This is a genomic window from Aeromonas sp. S11(2024), assembly GCF_041402345.1.
Taxonomy (GTDB): domain Bacteria; phylum Pseudomonadota; class Gammaproteobacteria; order Enterobacterales; family Aeromonadaceae; genus Aeromonas; species Aeromonas veronii.
Genome location: NZ_JBGLRC010000007.1, coordinates 141,297 through 160,126 on the forward strand (window position 1 = coordinate 141,297; position 18,830 = coordinate 160,126).

The 18,830-nt window shown below is 57.6% G+C and carries 16 protein-coding genes, 3 tRNA genes and 1 pseudogene; 15 read left to right on the top strand and 5 right to left on the bottom strand.

Annotation, left to right across the window (positions count from 1 at the left end; genetic code table 11):
• Window positions 1-26 precede the first annotated feature (26 nt).
• The gene (locus ACB040_RS08740) at window positions 27-2,000 is read left to right on the top strand and encodes a DNA topoisomerase III (RefSeq protein WP_371154399.1); all 1,974 of its coding nucleotides are present in this window, start codon (window positions 27-29) and stop codon (window positions 1,998-2,000) included.
• Window positions 2,001-2,040: 40 nt separating this feature from the next.
• Here ACB040_RS08740 and ACB040_RS08745 read toward each other — a convergent pair whose 3' ends face one another.
• Both ACB040_RS08745 and ACB040_RS08750 read right to left on the bottom strand, forming a co-directional pair.
• On the bottom strand, window positions 2,041-2,481 hold the full coding sequence (locus ACB040_RS08745; RefSeq protein WP_139461831.1) for a DUF417 family protein: 441 nt from the start codon (window positions 2,479-2,481) through the stop codon (window positions 2,041-2,043).
• A 14-nt stretch (window positions 2,482-2,495) separates the two neighbouring features.
• Window positions 2,496-3,029: a carboxymuconolactone decarboxylase family protein gene (locus tag ACB040_RS08750; RefSeq protein ID WP_150390139.1), complete on the bottom strand. Its 534-nt coding sequence runs from the start codon at window positions 3,027-3,029 to the stop codon at window positions 2,496-2,498.
• Between the two features lie 101 nt (window positions 3,030-3,130).
• On the opposite strand from ACB040_RS08750, the pseudogene ACB040_RS08755 reads away from it, so the two are divergent.
• Window positions 3,131-3,961: pseudogene (locus ACB040_RS08755) on the top strand (cupin domain-containing protein).
• Between the two features lie 40 nt (window positions 3,962-4,001).
• Here ACB040_RS08755 and ACB040_RS08760 read toward each other — a convergent pair.
• Window positions 4,002-5,357, bottom strand: a complete 1,356-nt coding sequence (locus ACB040_RS08760) for a TrkH family potassium uptake protein (protein ID WP_005356363.1) — start codon at window positions 5,355-5,357, stop codon at window positions 4,002-4,004.
• On the bottom strand, window positions 5,354-6,007 hold the full coding sequence (locus ACB040_RS08765) for a TrkA family potassium uptake protein (RefSeq protein WP_005339863.1): 654 nt from the start codon (window positions 6,005-6,007) through the stop codon (window positions 5,354-5,356). Before ACB040_RS08765 ends, ACB040_RS08760 begins: the two co-directional genes overlap by 4 nt.
• Before the next feature lie 127 nt (window positions 6,008-6,134).
• On the opposite strand from ACB040_RS08765, the gene murB reads away from it, so the two are divergent.
• On the top strand, window positions 6,135-7,172 hold the full coding sequence (murB, locus tag ACB040_RS08770; RefSeq protein WP_371154403.1) for a UDP-N-acetylmuramate dehydrogenase: 1,038 nt from the start codon (window positions 6,135-6,137) through the stop codon (window positions 7,170-7,172).
• Window positions 7,169-8,134 carry a bifunctional biotin--[acetyl-CoA-carboxylase] ligase/biotin operon repressor BirA gene (birA, locus tag ACB040_RS08775; RefSeq protein WP_371154405.1) on the top strand — a complete coding sequence of 322 codons (966 nt, stop codon included), beginning with the start codon at window positions 7,169-7,171 and terminating at the stop codon, window positions 8,132-8,134. Before murB ends, birA begins: the two co-directional genes overlap by 4 nt.
• 81 nt (window positions 8,135-8,215) lie before the next feature.
• Here the strand turns inward: birA and coaA are convergent, their stop codons facing one another.
• A complete protein-coding gene (coaA, locus tag ACB040_RS08780) occupies window positions 8,216-9,154 on the bottom strand; it encodes a type I pantothenate kinase (protein WP_005339877.1) in 939 nt (312 codons plus the stop codon).
• A 263-nt stretch (window positions 9,155-9,417) separates the two neighbouring features.
• Between coaA and ACB040_RS08785 the strand changes: the two genes are divergently transcribed.
• The 11 genes from ACB040_RS08785 to rpoB all read left to right on the top strand — a co-directional run bounded on the left by ACB040_RS08785 (window position 9,418) and on the right by rpoB (window position 18,786).
• A tRNA-Tyr gene (locus tag ACB040_RS08785) sits at window positions 9,418-9,502 on the top strand.
• Window positions 9,503-9,540: 38 nt separating this feature from the next.
• Window positions 9,541-9,615, top strand: a tRNA-Gly gene (locus ACB040_RS08790).
• 167 nt (window positions 9,616-9,782) lie between these two features.
• Window positions 9,783-10,967 carry an elongation factor Tu gene (tuf, locus tag ACB040_RS08795; RefSeq protein ID WP_236353834.1) on the top strand — a complete coding sequence of 395 codons (1,185 nt, stop codon included), beginning with the start codon at window positions 9,783-9,785 and terminating at the stop codon, window positions 10,965-10,967.
• 53 nt (window positions 10,968-11,020) lie between these two features.
• A tRNA-Trp gene (locus tag ACB040_RS08800) sits at window positions 11,021-11,097 on the top strand.
• Window positions 11,098-11,157: 60 nt separating this feature from the next.
• Complete coding sequence (gene secE, locus ACB040_RS08805) at window positions 11,158-11,529, top strand: preprotein translocase subunit SecE (RefSeq protein ID WP_338772907.1); 372 nt, start codon at window positions 11,158-11,160, stop codon at window positions 11,527-11,529.
• A gap of 9 nt (window positions 11,530-11,538) precedes the next feature.
• Window positions 11,539-12,090: a transcription termination/antitermination protein NusG gene (gene nusG, locus ACB040_RS08810; protein WP_005306318.1), complete on the top strand. Its 552-nt coding sequence runs from the start codon at window positions 11,539-11,541 to the stop codon at window positions 12,088-12,090.
• A 134-nt stretch (window positions 12,091-12,224) separates the two neighbouring features.
• Entirely contained in the window at window positions 12,225-12,653 is a 429-nt protein-coding gene (gene rplK / locus ACB040_RS08815; RefSeq protein ID WP_005339887.1) for a 50S ribosomal protein L11, read from the top strand.
• 4 nt (window positions 12,654-12,657) lie between these two features.
• Entirely contained in the window at window positions 12,658-13,359 is a 702-nt protein-coding gene (gene rplA / locus ACB040_RS08820; protein ID WP_005339888.1) for a 50S ribosomal protein L1, read from the top strand.
• Window positions 13,360-13,615: 256 nt separating this feature from the next.
• Window positions 13,616-14,116, top strand: a complete 501-nt coding sequence (rplJ, locus tag ACB040_RS08825; RefSeq protein WP_005339895.1) for a 50S ribosomal protein L10 — start codon at window positions 13,616-13,618, stop codon at window positions 14,114-14,116.
• 51 nt (window positions 14,117-14,167) lie between these two features.
• Window positions 14,168-14,533, top strand: coding sequence for a 50S ribosomal protein L7/L12 (gene rplL / locus ACB040_RS08830; protein WP_005306304.1), 366 nt, complete (start codon window positions 14,168-14,170; stop codon window positions 14,531-14,533).
• A 224-nt stretch (window positions 14,534-14,757) separates the two neighbouring features.
• Window positions 14,758-18,786 (top strand): DNA-directed RNA polymerase subunit beta, encoded by a 4,029-nt coding sequence (gene rpoB / locus ACB040_RS08835; protein ID WP_338772905.1) that lies wholly within the window; start codon window positions 14,758-14,760, stop codon window positions 18,784-18,786.
• Window positions 18,787-18,830 lie beyond the last annotated feature (44 nt).

Below are 18,830 nucleotides of genomic sequence, written 5' to 3' on the forward strand. Positions count from 1 at the left end.
ATATACAGTATTGCAGGTAGCCACCGATGCGACTCTTTATCGCCGAGAAGCCCACGCTGGGCCGCGCCATTGCCGATGCCCTGCCCAAGCCCCACAAGAAGGGCGACGGTTTTATCGAAACAGCCCAGGGGGATGTGGTCACCTGGTGCATCGGCCATCTGCTGGAGCAGGCCGAGCCCGATGCCTATGACGCCGCCTTCAAGCAGTGGCGGATGGAGCATCTCCCCATCATCCCCGCCCAGTGGCAGCTGGTGGCCAAGCCCAAGACCAAAACCCAGCTCACCGTCATCAAGCGGCTGATCAAGCAGGCGGACTGCGTGGTCAACGCCGGTGACCCGGATCGGGAAGGGCAGTTGCTGGTGGATGAGGTGATCGACTTTTTCGGCTACCCGAAAACCAAGCCGGTGCAGCGCTGCCTCATTAGCGATCTCAACCCGCCCGCGGTGCGCCGCGCCCTCGACAAACTGAGGGATAACAAGGAGTTCGTGCCGCTGGCGGTTTCCGCACTGGCCCGCAGTCGGGCCGACTGGCTCTACGGCATCAACATGACCCGCGCCTATACCCTGCTCGGGCGCAAGGCCGGTTGCAGCGAGCTGCTCTCGGTCGGTCGGGTGCAGACCCCGCTGCTCGGGCTGGTGGTGCGGCGGGATCTCGAGATCGAGGCCTTCGTGCCCAAACCCTTCTACGAGGTGTTGGCCCATCTGCTGACCGATAGCAACGAGCGCTTCACCGCCAAGTGGCTGCCATCGGAAGCCTGTCTGCCGTGGCAGGACGAGGAGGGGCGGGTGCTCAATCGGGCGCTGGCCGACAAGGTGGTGAGCCGGATCAACGGCCAGCCCGCTCAGGTCGAATCGGTGGAGGAGCAGGCCCGCAAGCAGGCGGCGCCGTTGCCCTACAACCTCTCCAGCCTGCAGATCGATGCCGCCAAGCGCTTCGGCATGGATGCAAAGCGGGTACTCGACATCTGCCAGAGTCTCTACGAGCGTCACAAGCTCATCACCTATCCGCGCTCCGACAGCCGCTATCTGCCGACCGACCACTTCAAGCGGGCCGAGCAGGTGCGCGGCGCCATAGCCGCCACTGCGCCTGCGCTGGCCAAGGCAGTGGCCGAGGCGGACGGCAAGATCCGCAGCAAAGCGTGGAACGACAGCAAGGTGGATGCCCACCACGCCATCATCCCCACCGAGAAGCAGGGCAACCCCAGTACGCTGGGGGCCGACGAGGCGAAGCTTTACGGCCTGATTGCCCGCCAGTACCTGCTGCAGTTCTATCCCCCGTTCGAATACAACGACAGCAAGGTGCTGCTGCGCATCGCCGGTGGTCTGTTTCAGGCAAAGGCGCGGCGCATTCTCAAAGCGGGCTGGAAGGCACTGCTCGGGGTAGAAGAAGATGACGACGAAGAGAAAGCGGGCACGCTGCCTGCCCTGAAAGAGGGAGAGCAACTGCTGTGCGAGCGGGGCGAACTGCAGGAGAAGATGACCCAGCCGCCCAAGTCGTTCACCGATGCGACTCTGCTGGCGGCCATGACCGGCATCGCCCGCTATGTGCAGGATCCCGAGATCCGCAAGACCCTGCGCGACACAGACGGCCTCGGCACCGAAGCGACCCGGGCAGGCATTATCGACCTGCTGTTCAAGCGCCGCTTTCTGGTGCGTCAGGGCAAGAGCATCAAGGCGACCCCGACCGGGCGGGCGCTGGTTCAGGCGTTGCCAGCCACCGCTACCACGCCGGATATGACTGCGCTGTGGGAGCAGAGCCTTGGCCAGATCGCCGAGCGCCACGGCAGCTACCAGCAGTTTATGGGGCCGCTCACCGAGCAGCTCAACGGTCTGATTGAAGGGGCGCGACAGGATTCCGGCGCCAGCTTCAGCGCCCTGCCCAAGGAGGCGCCGGGTGCCGGCAAGCGGCGTTTTACCAGGCGCAAGAGTCCGGCGGCCAGCACGACTGGCGGGCCCCGACCGCGCAAGACGGCCAGCAAGCGCCAGACCAGGGCGGCATAACGAAAAAAGGCGCCCATCCCGGGCGCCAAAGGCATTGTTGTCAGGCTGCCTGAGTGGACAAGCTGGCACGGATCCTGTGCTGGTAGTGCAGAACCACACCGAGAAACACCAGATCCTTGAACAGGAAGAACTCGGTGACTGGCACGCCATCAACCACTTTCCAGACACCTGTCAGAGTCAGCAGGAAGCTCAGCGTCGCCAGGAAGGTGACGATAGCCCCCATGCTGCACCAGTAACCGATGCGAGGTTGCCACAGACCCACGACCAGTCCGATGGCGATCACTATCTCGACCACCCCGATCAGGTTCGATACGCTCTGTTCCGACAGGGGGCCATAGAGCCAGCTCATCAAGGGGTGGCTGGCTACCAGTGGTTTGATGGCGGCTGCCTCGGTCGGGGTAAACTTGAAGACGCCGATCCAGAGCAGGGTCATTACCACGCCCGCCAGGGCGACCAGAAAGCCTTTGTCATGTTGTTGCATGGGGGGCTCCTTGTTTAAGGGGTCAGAGTGACGGGCGGGAAGTCGATCTCGGTCGCTGCCAGGTGGTTGCCATAGTTGGTCAGGGTATTGACGACCACCTGGCCGAGCACCTCCAGCAGCAGCTCGTCATCTACGCCTGCGGCCCGGGCTCTAGCAAGCTGCTCGTCACTGATCACTCCGCGCTGACTGACCAGCGCCGTTGCCAGTTGCAGCAGGGCGTGATCAAGGGGAGCCGAGGCTTGGCCGAGCCGGGCAGCCCGGATCTCCTGGGCCGAGAATCCGGCCTTGCCCGCCAGTAGTGTGTGGGCAGACAAACAGTATTGGCAGGCGTTGGCTTGACCTATGGCCAGTGCCAGCAACTCCCGTTGTGGGGCAGTGAGACGCCCCTTGCCAAGCGCCTCGGCAAAGGCCAGGAAGCCATTGAGCAGGGCTGGCGAGTGGGCCAGGGTGGCGTAGAGGTTGGGCACCATACCCAGATTGCGTTGCAGGGTGGCCAGGGTCTGGGCGGCTGCGGGTTGCGGTTGGGATACGGGTTGGATACGGCTCATGATCTTCTCCTGTGGTAGTGAAGGTACGGGAGACAGTGTGCCGTCATTCGTGATACGTTTTATCACTCATCGTCTGCAAATAAATACTATTCGTCTCAAATATGGATCCGCTCTCTGCCCTGTTGGTTCATGCCTCCCCTGAAGCCAAGATCTTCTTCGCCGGCAACCTGTGCCAGAACTCCTCCAGTGATGATTATCCGAGTGGCGGACATCTTCATCTGCTGCGCAGTGGCGCCGTCATGTTGCGTGAAGAGGGGGGAGCAAGCTTGCTGCTCGAGGAGCCGACCCTGATCCTGTTCCCTCGGGGACGTCCTCACAAGCTTGAACCCAGAACGCTGGGGGGTTGTGATTTGGTGTGCGCCAATGTCGCATTCGGCAAGGGGGGCGCATCGCCGTTGCAACTGGCATTACCGGGCTCGCTGGTGCTGCCGCTAAGGGAGTTGCCTGCCCTGACGCCGGTGCTGAACCAGTTGTTTGACGAGGCGTTTCACCCCCGCTACGGGCAGGATCCGCTGATCTCCCGCTTGCTGTAGGTATTGTTGATCCTGCTGCTGCGTCATCTGGTCGAGCAAGGGGTGTGTCAGCAGGGGATGCTGGCAGGTATTTCCGATCCCCAGTTGGCCAAGGCGATCTCGGTGATGCATCAGCGTGGGGATGAACCCTGGACGGTGGCCACGCTGGCGCGGGAGGCCGGCATGTCGCGGGCCCGCTTTGCCGCGAGGTTTCAGGAGCGGGTTGGTCAAGCGCCGCTGGGTTATCTGACCCACTGGCGCATGGCGCTAGCCTGCCAGCAGTTGCTGGCGGGGGAACCCATGGCGCAGGTGGCGCTGGGGGTGGGGTATAGCAGCAGTGTTGCCTTTGGTCGGGCATTCGAGCGTGAGCTGGGGGTGAGCCCGGGGCGCTGGCTCAAGGCGCAACAACAAGCCGAATAAAAAATGGGGCAGCTAGTGGCTGCCCCGTGTTCATAACCGGTCAGCCGGTATAGACGTTCTCTTCCGGATAACGGATGCGGGTCTCGACCGGGCGGGCCAGCATAAAGGCCAGGGTGAGGGGGCCGAGACGGCCGCAGATCATCACAAGCACCAGGATCAGCTTGCCCGGCTCGCTCAGGGAGGCGGTGATGCCGGTGGAGAGGCCGACGGTGGCAAATGCCGAGATGGTCTCGAACATGATTTTGTCGAACGGCAGATCCTCGGTCACCATCAGCAGGAACATCGCCAGCATCAGCACCATGGTGCTGACGATGATGATGGCCAGCGAGCGTGTCACGATCTGGGGCGACAGGGTGCGGCCAAAAGCGGTGACATGGGGCCGTTTGGTCAGAAACGCCTTGGTCGCCAGCAGCACAACAGCGAAAGTGGTGACTTTGATACCACCACCGGTCGAAGTGGCACCGGCACCGATAAACATCAGCATCATCAGAAACAGCAGCGCCGCCGGGGTCATCAGCCCGATATCTATGGTATTGAAACCGGCGGTACGGGCACTGGCAGACTGGAAGAAGGCCGCCAGCAGCTGGCCACCGATACCGGCCTTGCCGAGGGTGCCGGGGTTGTTGTGTTCCAGCAGCCAGAACATCAGGGTACCGGCCAGCAGCAGCGCCGGGGTCATCAGCAGCATCAACTTGCTGTGCAGCTTCAGCTTGCGCCAGCGGCGGTTGCGCACCAGATCGACGATGACGGTAAAGCCGATCCCCCCCAGGATCAGCAGACCGGCGATGGTCAGGCTGATGATGGGGTCGTCCCTATAGTCCATCAGGTTGTTGGCAAACAGCGAAAACCCGGCGTTGTTGAAGGCCGAGACCGCGTGGAAGAAGCTGACATAGAGGCCGTGCACCCACCCCATCTCGGGCACCCAGCGGATCGCCATGATGCCGGTACCGATCAATTGGGCGATAAAGGCGAACAGTACGATCCGTTTGACCAGCTGAATGATGTTGACCGAGCCCTCCTGTCCCAGCGCCTCCTTGGCCAGTACCTGTTGGCGCAGACCGACCCGCTTGCTGAAGATGGCGATGAGCAGCAGGGTCATGGTCATCTGGCCCAGACCGCCGATCTCCATCAGCATCAACAGAAAAATCTGCCCCTGCAGGGTAAAGGCGGTGCCGGTATCCACCACGCCAAGACCTGTCACGCTGATGGCCGAGGTGGCGGTAAACAGGGCGTTGACGAAGGTGACCTCGCCATTGTGGCTGGAGGGTTGCACCAGAAAGATGGTGCCAATCAGCAGAATGATCAGAAAGCTGCCGAGGATCAGCCGGGCTTCGCTCCAGCGAGAGTCCTGCTCCCGATGGAGGGCGAAGGCGTAGCTGCTGCGCCAGTTGATCATAGGGTTTCGAGCCAGTGGTCGATGGCGTGCTTGTTGCCCGCCAGGATCAGGATGTCGCCCAGTTGCAGCTCCATCTTGCCGGTCAGCACGTTGTGCAGCACGTCACCACGCTTGATGGCAAGCAGCTGAAAATCGCTCTGTTGCAGCAGATGGAAGTCGCCCAGTTCCCGGCCGTTCTGTTGCAGGCCGATCACGAACTCGGTCAGCACCATGTCGTGGCCCAGCTCCAGATAGTCGAACAGCCGGTTGTCCAACATGCTCTGGGCGACCCGGCGGCCCATGTCCCACTCCGGGTTGATCACCTTGTCGGCGCCCACTTTCTGCAGGATCTTGGCGTGGAACTTGTCGCGAGCCTTGACCCACACCTTCTTCACGCCCGCCTCTTTCAAGACAAGGGTGGTGAGGATGCTGGTCTCCAGGTTGTCACCGATGGCAACGAAGACGATATCGAAATTGGCCAGTCCCAGCTCGGCCACGGTGGCCTCATCGGTGGCATCCGCCACGATAACGTGATTGCAGAGGGCGGCGATTTGCCGGGTCTTGCTCTCGTCGATATCGATGGCCAGTACTTCGGCATCTTGCCGTTGCAGCTCTTCGCACAGCGCGCTGCCAAACAGGCCCAGGCCGATGACGGCAAACTGGTTGTTCATGAGTTATTCCTCAGCAGTTGAAGTCGCCTACTCTAAACCACTGCTATTCCCCCGAAAAGGGCTCGGGTTTTTCGTCATGGGGTAACTTGAGGTAGACTGCGCCCTTGCACCAAGCCGGGATAGACCGATGAAACTGAATGCCAACGCCTCCTTGTTGAAGCTCAACACCCTTGCCCTCGATGCGTACTGCCTCTGGCTGGCCGAGGTAGAGCAGGTTGCCGATCTGGCAACCCTGCGTGTCGATCCGCAGCTCAACCAGTTGCCACGCCTCAATCTGGGCGGCGGCAGCAACATGCTCTTCACCACCGATTTTCTCGGTCTGGTGGTGCTCAACCGGCTCAAGGGGATTACCGCTGAAGATGGTGGCGATCACTGGTTGCTCCATGTGGCGGCCGGTGAAGATTGGCATCAGCTGGTGCGCCATACCTTGCAACAGGGCTGGTTCGGGCTGGAGAATCTGGCGCTCATTCCCGGTACGGTCGGTGCCGCGCCGGTGCAGAACATCGGTGCGTATGGCGTTGAGCTGGCCGACTTCTGCGCCTATGTCGAGGCGTTCAACTGGCAGAGTGGCGAGATTGAACGGATCGCGGCGGCAGAGTGCCGCTTCGGTTATCGCGACAGCATCTTCAAACACGAGTATCAGGATTCTCACCTGATCACCGCCGTCGGACTCAAACTGCCCAAGGCGTGGCAACCGGTGCTGGGCTATGGCCCGCTGGCGGCGCTCGGTGATGCGCCTTCGGCGCAGGCCATCTTCGATACCGTCTGTGCCACCCGCATGGCCAAACTGCCGGATCCTGCGGTGCTTGGTAATGCCGGCAGTTTCTTCAAAAATCCGGTGGTGCCTGCCGCGCTGGCGGAGAATCTCAAGGCGCGCTACCCACAGATGCCCTGCTATCCGGCCGGAGAAGGGCAGGCCAAGCTGGCGGCGGGCTGGCTCATCGATCAGTGTGGTCTGAAAGGTTTCGCCATTGGCCGTGCCGCCGTTCATCAGGAGCAGGCGCTGGTGCTGGTCAATCTGGGGGGGGCCAGTGCCATGGAGCTGATCGCGCTGGCGGCCCATGTCCGCGACAGCGTGGAGCAGACGTTTGGCGTGGTGCTGGAGCATGAGGTGCGCTTTATGGGTGCGAACGGTGAAACCTGGCTCGACGAGGTGCTCTCATGACGTTGACTCCCATCAGGCAGACTCTGATCACCCTGCTTAGCGACGGCCAGTTTCACTCCGGCGAACAGCTGGGTGAGCAGCTCGGCATCAGCCGGGCGGCGGTGAGCAAACACATGGCGGCGCTCAAGGAGCTGGGGCTGGATCTCTTTAGCCTGACCGGCAAGGGCTACCGGCTGGCGGTGCCGATGGCGCTCTATGATCAGGCCACCTTGCAGGCACTGGCCCCGATGGCACCGGTGCACTGTTTTCCGGTCATTGGCTCGACCAATCAACACCTGCTGGATCGGGTCAATGAGCTGCGCTCTGGCGAGAGCTGTCTGGCCGAGTGTCAGACCGCCGGGCGCGGTCGTCGTGGCAAACCCTGGATTTCGCCGTTTGGTTGCCAGCTGATCCTCAGCATGTACTGGCGACTCGAACAAGGCATGGCGGCGGCCATGGGGCTGAGTCTGGCGGTCGGCGTGGCAGTGGTTGAAGCGCTGGAGTCCCTTGGCTATCAAGGCGTCGAGCTCAAGTGGCCGAACGACCTCTACTATCAGGGCCGCAAGTTGGCGGGAATACTGGTGGAGATGAGCGGTAGCGCCGGTGCCAGTTGTCATCTGGTGATCGGCATCGGTCTCAATCTGGCGATGCCTGCCCGCGAAGGGGAGAAGATCGATCAGGCCTGGGCCGAGCTGCGCCACATCAATCCGGAACTGGTGGATCGCAATCAGCTGGCAGCCCGGATGATCGTCCATTTGCAGCGGGTGCTGCACACCTTTGAGCAGCAGGGGCTGGCAAGCTTTGTCGATGAGTGGAACCGGCTCGATCACTTTGCCGGTCGCCCGGTGCGCCTGCTGATGGGGGATCAGGAGATCCGTGGCATCGCTCGTGGTATCGACGATCGCGGCGCCCTGCGACTGGAGACAGGTGAAGGGATCAAATTCTATCTGGGCGGCGAACTCTCCCTGCGCCGGGGCGACTGAGGGTCAGCAAGGCCGCTCATGATGCCAAACAAGAAGAGGGGGCCCGTGGGCCCCCTCTTCGTTATCCGGCAATGGCTGTCATCATTTGCGCAGTTTTATCTGCTCAATGGCATGCTCATGGCCCTTGGTCATGATCAGGTTGGCTCGCTCACGCGTTGGCAGGATATTTTCTTGCAAATTCAGATAGTTGATATCTTGCCAGATGTTGCTGGCGATCTGGGTCGCCTCACTCTCCGCCAGCTTGGCGTAGTTATGGAAGTAGGAGTCGGGATCCGAGAAGGCGCCGCTGCGGAATTTCAGGAAGCGTTCGATATACCAGGTACGCAGCAGTTCGGCATCGGCATCCACATAGATGGAGAAGTCGACGAAGTCCGACACGAAGACCCGATGGGGCTCCTGAGGGTAGTCCATGCCGCTTTGCAGCACATTGAGCCCTTCCAGGATCAGAATGTCCGGCTGCTCCACCACCTTCTTCTCATCGGGAATGATGTCGTAGATAAGGTGGGAGTAAACCGGCGCTTCGACTTTCTCGTGACCAGCGCGGATATTGGCGACAAATTCCACCAGATGGCGGATATCGTAGGATTCCGGGAACCCCTTGCGACGCATCAGGCCGCGCTCTTCCAGTACCTTGTTGGGATAGAGGAAGCCGTCGGTGGTGACCAGCTCCACCCGCGGATGTTCCGGCCAGCGCTCCAGCAGGGCCTGCAGAATACGGGCCGTGGTACTTTTGCCCCCCGCCACGCTGCCGGCAATGCTGATGATATAAGTGCCCTTGCCGCGGGACTGGCCGAGGAACTGCTCCAGCACCCGGCTGCGACGCTGTTTGGCTTTGACATAGAGATTGAGCAGGCGGGAGAGAGGCAGATATATCTCTTCCACTTCCCGCAATGACACCTTCTCGTTGATCCCGCGCAGGGTCTGCAGATCGTGTTCGGTCAGGGTCAGGGGGACCGAATCGCGCAATAACGCCCATTGTTCGCGGGTGAATTGCAGATAGGGGTTATGCTCTGTCGTCATGGTGTCATCACTGTTTCTTGGGCACGGCGACCATACACCAAGGGTGGGGGAGCGACAAGGGACGCAGCAGGATTGGCTTGTTTGCCCCCGCTTTTTTGCAAACTTCCCAGCAATAAAGCATATTTTGCCGGGTTCAATGGTTGCATCCCCCAAAACCTTACAATAAAATGCGCGACGCTTGACTGTCTGTCGTCTATTTGCCGTGCAAAAGCGATAAACACAACGGGTGCAAGCAGAATTACCGTTGTGACAATCTGGCGTCTGGAGGGGTTCCCGAGCGGCCAAAGGGATCAGACTGTAAATCTGACGGCTCTGCCTTCGAAGGTTCGAATCCTTCTCCCTCCACCATATTTCTCTGCGGTTTGAGTTCTTTGGGTTAGAGAAATGCGGGCATCGTATAATGGCTATTACCTCAGCCTTCCAAGCTGATGATGCGGGTTCGATTCCCGCTGCCCGCTCCAAGATGCTGATATGGCTCAGGCGTTAGCAGAGCCGCACCCTAGGGTGAGTTCGGCAAGCGAACCAGCCATCAGTACCTCTCTCTTTCCCCCAGATTCAAATCCATCATATAAACTGTTCTGTGGTTAGCTTGCCACCGCGTACTCAGCGTTAGTTTAGAGGGACGATCATGTCTAAAGAAAAATTTGAGCGTAATAAACCGCACGTTAACGTGGGTACCATCGGCCACGTTGACCACGGTAAAACCACCCTGACTGCAGCTATCACCAACGTGCTGGCCAAGCACTTCGGTGGTAAAGCTTTCGCCTTCGACCAGATTGACAAGGCACCGGAAGAGCGTGAGCGTGGTATCACCATCAACACCTCCCACGTAGAATACGACACCGCTACCCGTCACTACGCCCACGTAGATTGCCCGGGTCACGCCGACTACGTTAAAAACATGATCACCGGTGCTGCCCAGATGGACGGCGCGATCCTGGTAGTAGCAGCGACTGACGGCCCGATGCCGCAGACTCGTGAGCACATCCTGCTGGGTCGTCAGGTAGGAGTTCCGTACATCATCGTGTTCATGAACAAGTGTGACATGGTTGATGACGAAGAGCTGCTGGAACTGGTCGAGATGGAAGTTCGTGAACTGCTGTCCGAGTACGACTTCCCGGGTGATGACCTGCCGGTAGTTCGTGGTTCCGCACTGAAAGCGCTGGAAGGCGACGCTCAGTGGGAAGAGAAGATCCTGGAACTGGCTGGCCACCTGGACAGCTACATTCCGGAGCCGGAGCGTGCGATTGACCAGCCGTTCCTGATGCCGATCGAAGACGTATTCTCTATCGCTGGCCGTGGTACTGTAGTTACCGGTCGTGTAGAGCGCGGTATCGTTAAAGTAGGTGAGACCGTAGAAATCGTTGGTATCAAAGATACCGTTTCTACCACCTGTACTGGTGTTGAAATGTTCCGCAAGCTGCTGGACGAAGGTCGTGCAGGCGAGAACATCGGCGCCCTGCTGCGTGGCGTGAAGCGTGAAGAAGTTGAGCGTGGTCAGGTACTGGCCAAGCCGGGCACCATCAAGCCGCACACCAAGTTTGAATCTGAAGTGTACGTACTGTCCAAAGAAGAAGGTGGTCGTCATACCCCGTTCTTCAAAGGCTACCGTCCGCAGTTCTACTTCCGTACTACCGACGTGACCGGTACCATCGAACTGCCGGAAGGCGTAGAGATGGTAATGCCGGGCGACAACATCAAGATGGTTGTTACCCTGATTGCGCCGATCGCGATGGACGACGGCCTGCGTTTCGCTATCCGTGAAGGTGGCCGTACCGTAGGTGCCGGTGTTGTAGCTAAAGTTATCGCTTAATCTTTGGCTTACATAAATAAAGCAAAGCCCCTATAATAGGGGCTTTCTTATGCAGGGGCGTAGTTCGAATTGGTAGAACAGCGGTCTCCAAAACCGATGGTTGCGGGTTCGAGTCCTGCCGTCCCTGCCATATACCTCGTCTCGTACGGGGCTTTTGTGTCTTTGGTTACGTCAGATACAGGTGGGTTGTATGAGTGTTAGTTCTGAGAACCAGGGCGGAAGCAAGGATACCCTGCTTTGGGGCCTGGTTTTCATTATCCTGGTGGCCGCTGTAGTAGGTAATTATCTGCTGAGCGATGTTATTGCTGCCGTCCGCGCCTTGGGTGTGGTCATTGTCATCGCTGCTGCTGCCGCAGTAGCCCTGCAAACCACCAAAGGGAAGGCAACACTGGCATTCGCCCGTGAGTCTCGCCTGGAAGTCCGCAAGGTCGTATGGCCAACCCGTCAGGAAGCCATTCAGACAACCCTGATTGTGCTGGCGGTGACCGCCGTGATGGGGCTGCTGCTGTTCGTTCTGGACGGTGCCTTGGTCTGGTTGGTCAACCTGATTACCGGTGTGTAAGGATAAGCCATGACTGAACAACGTGAACAACGTATGAGATGGTATGTCGTGCAGGCTTTTTCCGGCTATGAAGGCCGTGTAGCCAAGTCCCTGCGTGAACATATCAAGATGCATGGCATGGAAGACATGTTCGGTGAAGTGCTGGTCCCGACCGAAGAAGTGGTCGAGATGCGTGCTGGCCAGAAGCGCAAGAGTGAGCGCAAGTTTTTCCCGGGTTATGTCCTGGTCCAGATGATCATGGATGAAACCACATGGCACCTGGTGCGTAACGTACCGCGTGTCATGGGCTTCATCGGCGGTACTTCCGACCGTCCGGCACCGATCTCCGACAAAGAGGCCGATGCCATCCTGAACCGTCTGCAGGATGCCCACGACAAGCCGCGTCCGAAAACCCTGTTTGAACCGGGTGAAATGGTGCGGGTTGCCGATGGTCCGTTTGCCGACTTCAACGGTACCGTTGAAGAGGTCGATTATGAGAAGAGCCGCGTGAAGGTCTCTGTACTGATCTTCGGTCGTTCTACTCCTGTTGAACTGGATTTTGGTCAGGTCGAAAAGGGCTGATTGAATTCTGTACGTTTAACGGTTGTCAGGGGCAGCGAATATCTCTATAATTCGCTGCCCCTTTATTAGTTGGGGAGCCGTTTGCAGGAGCAAGTCTCCGAGGCGCTAGAACCCATTTTTGAGGTATTTTCCTAATGGCTAAGAAAGTCACAGCTTATATCAAGCTGCAGGTTGCTGCTGGTGCAGCCAACCCGTCTCCTCCCGTTGGTCCTGCACTGGGTCAACACGGTGTTAACATCATGGAATTCTGTAAGGCGTTCAACGCACGTACAGAGAAGCTGGAAAAAGGTTCACCGACTCCGGTCGTGATCACCGTTTACAGCGACCGTTCCTTCACCTTCGAAACCAAGACTCCGCCTGCTTCCTTCCTGCTGAAGAAAGCTGCTGGCATCAAGTCTGGTTCTTCCAAGCCGAACAAAGACAAGGTTGGTAAGGTGACCGTTGCTCAGCTGCAAGAAATCGCCAAGACCAAAGAGCCGGATATGACTGGTGCCGATCTGGATGCAAAAGTACGTTGCATCGCAGGCTCCGCTCGTTCCATGGGTCTGGTAGTGGAGGATTAAGACAATGGCTAAACTTTCCAAGCGTATGCGCGTTATTCGCGAAAAAGTTGACGGTACCAAAGAGTACTCCATCAACGAAGCCATTGCCCTGCTGAAAGAACTGGCTACCGCCAAGTTCGTTGAAAGCGTTGACGTTGCTGTCAACCTGGGTATCGACGCTCGTAAATCTGACCAGAACGTACGTGGTGCTACTGTACTGCCGCACGGTACCGGTCGTGATGTACGCGTTGCCGTATTTACCCAAGGTGCCAACGCCGAAGCAGCTAAAGCTGCCGGTGCTGACCTGGTAGGTATGGATGACCTGGCCGATCTGGTTAAGAAAGGCGAGATGAACTTCGACGTAGTTATCGCATCCCCGGATGCCATGCGCGTTGTTGGTCAACTGGGTCAAATCTTGGGCCCGCGCGGCCTGATGCCGAACCCGAAAGTTGGTACTGTAACTCCTAACGTTGCCGAAGCTGTCAAGAACGCCAAGGCTGGTCAGGTTCGTTACCGTAACGACAAGAATGGTATCATCCATACCACTCTGGGTAAGGTTTCTTTCAACGAAGTTCAGCTGAAAGAAAACTTGGAAGCTCTGCTGGTTGCCCTGAAAAAAGGCAAGCCCTCTTCCGCCAAAGGTCAATTCATCAAGAAAGTCAGCATCTCCACCACCATGGGTGCCGGTGTTGCCGTAGACCAAGCTTCTCTGGAAGCTCAGGCCTAATTGATGGGTTTTACAAGGCGCAAAATTTAATCTATAATTTTGCGCCTTGATTGGTTGGGGGTTTCGACCTCCGTCCAAGACCGCAGGAGGCTGAAAAGCCTTAATGTTTCCTGCGTAGACGGTGCCGGAAACCCAGCGAGAAAGATTCTTTCTCTTCTGGAATCCTGCTACCGCATCGTTCCCCTCTGTTGTAAAGGTAGGGGGGATGTGTCAGTACTGGGTCAATAGACCCGGATTCAATCCAGGAGTTAAGCCAATGGCATTGGGACTCGAAGACAAAAAGGCAATTGTTGCTGAAGTCAACGAAGCTGCCAAAGGCGCTCTTTCTGCAGTTGTTGCCGATTCTCGCGGTGTAACTGTAGACAAGATGACCGTCCTGCGTAAAACCGCTCGTGAAGCCGGTGTGTACATGCGCGTTGTGCGTAACACCCTGCTGCGTCGCGCGGTAGAAGGTACCGAATACGAGTGCCTGAACGACGCATTTACCGGTCCTACCTTGATTGCTTTCTCTAACGAACACCCGGGCGCTGCTGCTCGTCTGTTCAAAGAGTTTGCCAAAGCGAACCAAAAGTTCGAAATCAAGGCTGGCGCTTTTAACGGTGAGTTTATCGCCGCAGCACAAATTGATCGTCTGGCCACGCTGCCGACTTACGAAGAAGCAATTGCGAAGTTGATGGCGACTATGAAAGAAGCCTCTGCTGGCAAGCTGGTTCGTACTATCGCTGCTGTTCGCGACCAGAAACAAGCTGCTGCTTGATTCTCGCCTATTTAGGCTGTTTGAGTTTATTCAACATCAGGAATTTTTGTCATGTCTATCACTAAAGACCAAATCATCGAAGCCGTTGCTTCCATGTCCGTAATGGAAGTTGTTGAGCTGATCGAAGCTATGGAAGAGAAGTTCGGTGTTTCTGCCGCTGCTGCCGTAATGGCTGGCCCGGCTGCTGCTGAAGCAGTAGAAGAGAAGACCGAGTTCGACGTAGTTCTGACTGCTGCTGGCGCCAACAAAGTTGCCGTTATCAAAGCCGTTCGTGGCGCTACCGGTCTGGGCCTGAAAGAAGCCAAAGATCTGGTAGAAGCTGCTCCGGCTAACCTGAAGGAAGGCGTGTCCAAGGACGAAGCTGAAGCTCTGAAGAAAGAGCTGGAAGCTGCCGGTGCTTCTGTTGAGATCAAATAATCTGCATTTATGTAGATTAGCCTGATAAAACAGGCTAGGGCTGGTGAATTTTTGTTCACCAGCCTTTTTGCGCTGTAGACTGAGAGCATTTCACACCGTTTACGACTCTCGGTGCACCAGCAATCCGGACTGTCTTCTTTCGTCCGGGCCAACACAAAACGGTGTTGAGACAGAGCTGTCCCGCGGGACAGAGTGGGTCACTTATCAGCGAGCTGAGGAACCCTATGGTTTACTCTTATACCGAAAAAAAACGCATTCGTAAGGACTTCGGTAAGCGAGACCAGGTACTGGACACGCCTTATCTGTTGTCCATTCAGCTGGACTCCTTCAAGCAGTTCATCGAGGCTGACCCGGAAGGTGAATATGGCCTAGAGGCCGCTTTCCGTAGCGTTTTCCCGATCACCAGTTACTCCGGTAGTGCTGAGCTTCAGTATGTCAGCTATCGCCTGGGTGAGCCGGTATTTGACGTAAAAGAATGCCAGATCCGTGGAGTGACCTACTCCGCGCCGCTGCGTGTCAAGCTTCGTATGGTTCTGTACGACCGTGAAGCAGCTGCCGGCACCGTCAAAGACATCAAGGAACAAGAAGTATACATGGGCGAAATTCCGCTCATGACCGAGAACGGCACCTTTGTTATCAATGGTACCGAGCGGGTTATCGTCTCCCAGCTGCACCGCAGCCCGGGCGTCTTCTTCGACCACGATAAAGGCAAAACTCATTCATCCGGTAAGGTACTGTATAACGCTCGCGTTATCCCCTACCGTGGCTCCTGGCTGGACTTCGAGTTCGATGCGAAAGACAACCTGTTTGTCCGTATCGACCGTCGTCGCAAACTGCCAGCATCCATTATTCTGCGCGCCCTGGACTTCACTTCCGAACAAATCCTGGCCACCTTCTTCGAGACCATCGGTTTTGAAGTAAAAGATGGCAAGTTGATGATGGATCTGGTGCCGGAGCGTCTGCGTGGTGAAACTGCGACCTTTGACATCGTGGCCAATGGCTCCGTGGTGGTTGAGACCGGTCGTCGTGTGACTGCGCGTCACATCCGTCAGTTGGAAAAAGACGCCGTTACCCAGATTGAGGTACCGGTTGAGTATGTTGTTGGCAAAGTTGCTGCCAAGGACTACGCACATCCGCAAACTGGCGAGATGGTCGTGACCGCCAACCAGGCGCTGAGCCTGGAAGCGATCGCCAACCTGTCCCAAGCCGGCTTCAAGCATTTCGAGGTTCTGTTCACCAACGAACTGGATCACGGTGCCTACATGTCCGAGACCCTGCGTGTCGACTCCAGCTCCAACCGTTTGGAAGCGCTGGTCGAGATCTATCGCATGATGCGTCCGGGCGAGCCGCCTACTCGCGAAGCTGCAGAACAGCTGTTCGAAAACCTGTTCTTCTCCGCCGAGCGTTACGACCTGTCTACCGTAGGTCGGATGAAGTTCAACCGCCGTCTGGGTCGTGAAGACGAGACTGGCGCAGGTGTACTGACCAAAGACGACATCGTCGATGTGATGAAGCGCCTGATCGACATCCGTAACGGTAACGACGAAGTGGACGATATCGACCACTTGGGTAACCGTCGTATCCGTTCTGTCGGTGAAATGGCTGAAAACCAGTTCCGCGTAGGTCTGGTGCGTGTCGAGCGTGCGGTCAAGGAGCGTCTCTCCCTGGGCGACCTGGACACCCTGATGCCGCAGGATCTGATCAACGCCAAGCCGATCTCCGCCGCAGTCAAAGAGTTCTTTGGTTCCAGCCAGCTGTCCCAGTTTATGGACCAGAACAACCCGCTGTCCGAAGTGACCCACAAGCGTCGTATCTCCGCGCTGGGCCCGGGCGGTTTGACTCGTGAGCGTGCCGGCTTTGAAGTCCGAGATGTACACCCGACCCACTACGGTCGTCTGTGCCCTATCGAGACTCCTGAAGGTCCGAACATCGGTCTGATCAACTCTCTGTCCGTGTACTCTCGTACCAACGAGTACGGTTTCCTCGAGACCCCGTACCGCAAGGTCATTGACGGTGTGATCACCGACGAAGTGGACTACCTGTCTGCTATTGAAGAAGGCAAGTACGTGATCGCACAGGCTAACGCCGCGACCACCGAAGATGGCCGTCTGAAAGATGAATTGATCCCGTGCCGTCACAAAGGTGAATCCACCTTTATGAACGCCGACCAGATCCAGTATATGGACGTGAGCCCGCAGCAGATCGTATCTGTGGCAGCGGCTCTGATCCCGTTCCTGGAACACGATGACGCGAACCGCGCATTGATGGGTTCAAACATGCAACGTCAGGCTGTACCGACTCTGCGTGCTGACAAGCCGCTGGTAGGTACCGGTATGGAACGCGCTGTGGCCGTTGACTCCGGTGTAACCGTAGTGGCCAAGCGTGGCGGCGTAATCGACTATGTCGATGCCTCCCGTATCGTCCTGAAGGTCAATGAAGATGAGCTGATGCCAGGCGAAGCCGGTATCGACATCTACAACCTGACCAAATACACCCGTTCCAACCAGAACACCTGTATCAACCAGCGTCCTTGCGTGATGTTGGGTGAGCCGGTCATGGCTGGCGACGTACTGGCTGACGGCCCGTCCACCGATCTGGGGGAACTGGCGCTGGGTCAGAACATGCGCGTCGCGTTCATGCCGTGGAACGGTTACAACTTCGAAGACTCGATCCTGGTGAACGAGCGTGTTGTTCAGGAAGATCGCCTGACCACCATCCATATCCAGGAACTGGCCTGTATCTCCCGTGACACCAAGCTGGGTCCGGAAGAGATCACTGCTGACATCCCGAACGTGGGTGAAGCCGCTCTGTCCAAGCTGGACGAGTCCGGTATCGTCTACGTGGGTGCCGAAGTGAAGGGCGGCGACATTCTGGTCGGTAAGGTAACCCCGAAAGGTGAAACCCAGCTGACGCCGGAAGAGAAGCTGCTGCGCGCCATCTTCGGTGAGAAGGCGTCCGATGTGAAGGACTCCTCCCTGCGTGTACCGAACGGTGTGTACGGTACCGTGGTTGACGTGCAAGTCTTTACCCGCGATGGCGTGGAAAAAGACAAGCGCGCCAAAGAAATCGAAGAGATGCAGCTGAAGGAAGCGAAGAAGGACTTGACCGAAGAGTTCAAGATCTTGGAAGACGGCATTTTCGGCCGCTCCCGCAACCTGCTGCTGGCCGCCGGTTACAGCGAAGATCGTCTGAACAAGCTCGATCGCTCCAAGTGGTTTGAACTGGCCATCGAAGACGAAGGCAAGCAGACCGAACTGGAACAGATCGCTGAACAGCACGTTGAGCTGAAAGCCGAGTTCGACAAGAAATTCGAGAACAAGCGTCGCAAGATTATCCAGGGTGATGATCTGGCGCCGGGCGTACTGAAAATCGTCAAGGTTTATCTGGCAGTCAAGCGTCGCATCCAGCCGGGTGACAAGATGGCGGGCCGTCACGGTAACAAGGGTGTTATCTCCAAGATCTGTCCGGTCGAGGATATGCCTCATGACGAGTTCGGCCGTCCGGTCGACATCGTACTGAACCCGTTGGGCGTACCATCCCGTATGAACATCGGTCAGATCCTCGAAGTGCACCTGGGCCTTGCGGCCAAGGGTATCGGCGAGAAGATCGATCGCATGGTCAAAGAGCAGCGCGAGCTGCACGAGATGCGCAACTTCCTGCAACAGGTCTATGACCTGGGCGAGAAGGACACCCAGCAAGTGAACATCGCCGAACTGTCTGATGACGACGTACGTACCCTGGTGGGTAACCTGCGTAAGGGTCTGCCGGTTGCTACTCCGGTCTTTGATGGTGCCAAAGAGCGCGAAATCAAAGCCCTGCTGAAGCTGGCCGATCTGCCGGAATCCGGTCAGATTGATCTGTTCGATGGCCGTACCGGTAACCGCTTCGAGCGTAAAGTAACCGTTGGTTACATGTACATGCTCAAGCTGAACCACTTGGTCGACGACAAGATGCACGCGCGTTCTACCGGTTCTTACAGCCTGGTTACCCAGCAGCCGCTGGGTGGTAAGGCTCAGTTCGGTGGTCAGCGTTTCGGTGAGATGGAAGTGTGGGCCCTGGAGGCTTACGGTGCGGCATATACCCTGCAGGAAATGCTGACCGTCAAGTCTGACGATGTGAATGGCCGTACCAAGATGTATAAGAACATCGTGGATGGCGACCACCGTATGGAGCCGGGCATGCCCGAATCCTTCAACGTATTGCTGAAGGAAATCCGCTCTCTGGGTATCAACATCGAGCTGGACGAAGAGTAAGAGCTCGCTCTTATTGTTCGAGAATTGACGTGGGCGCCCCACTG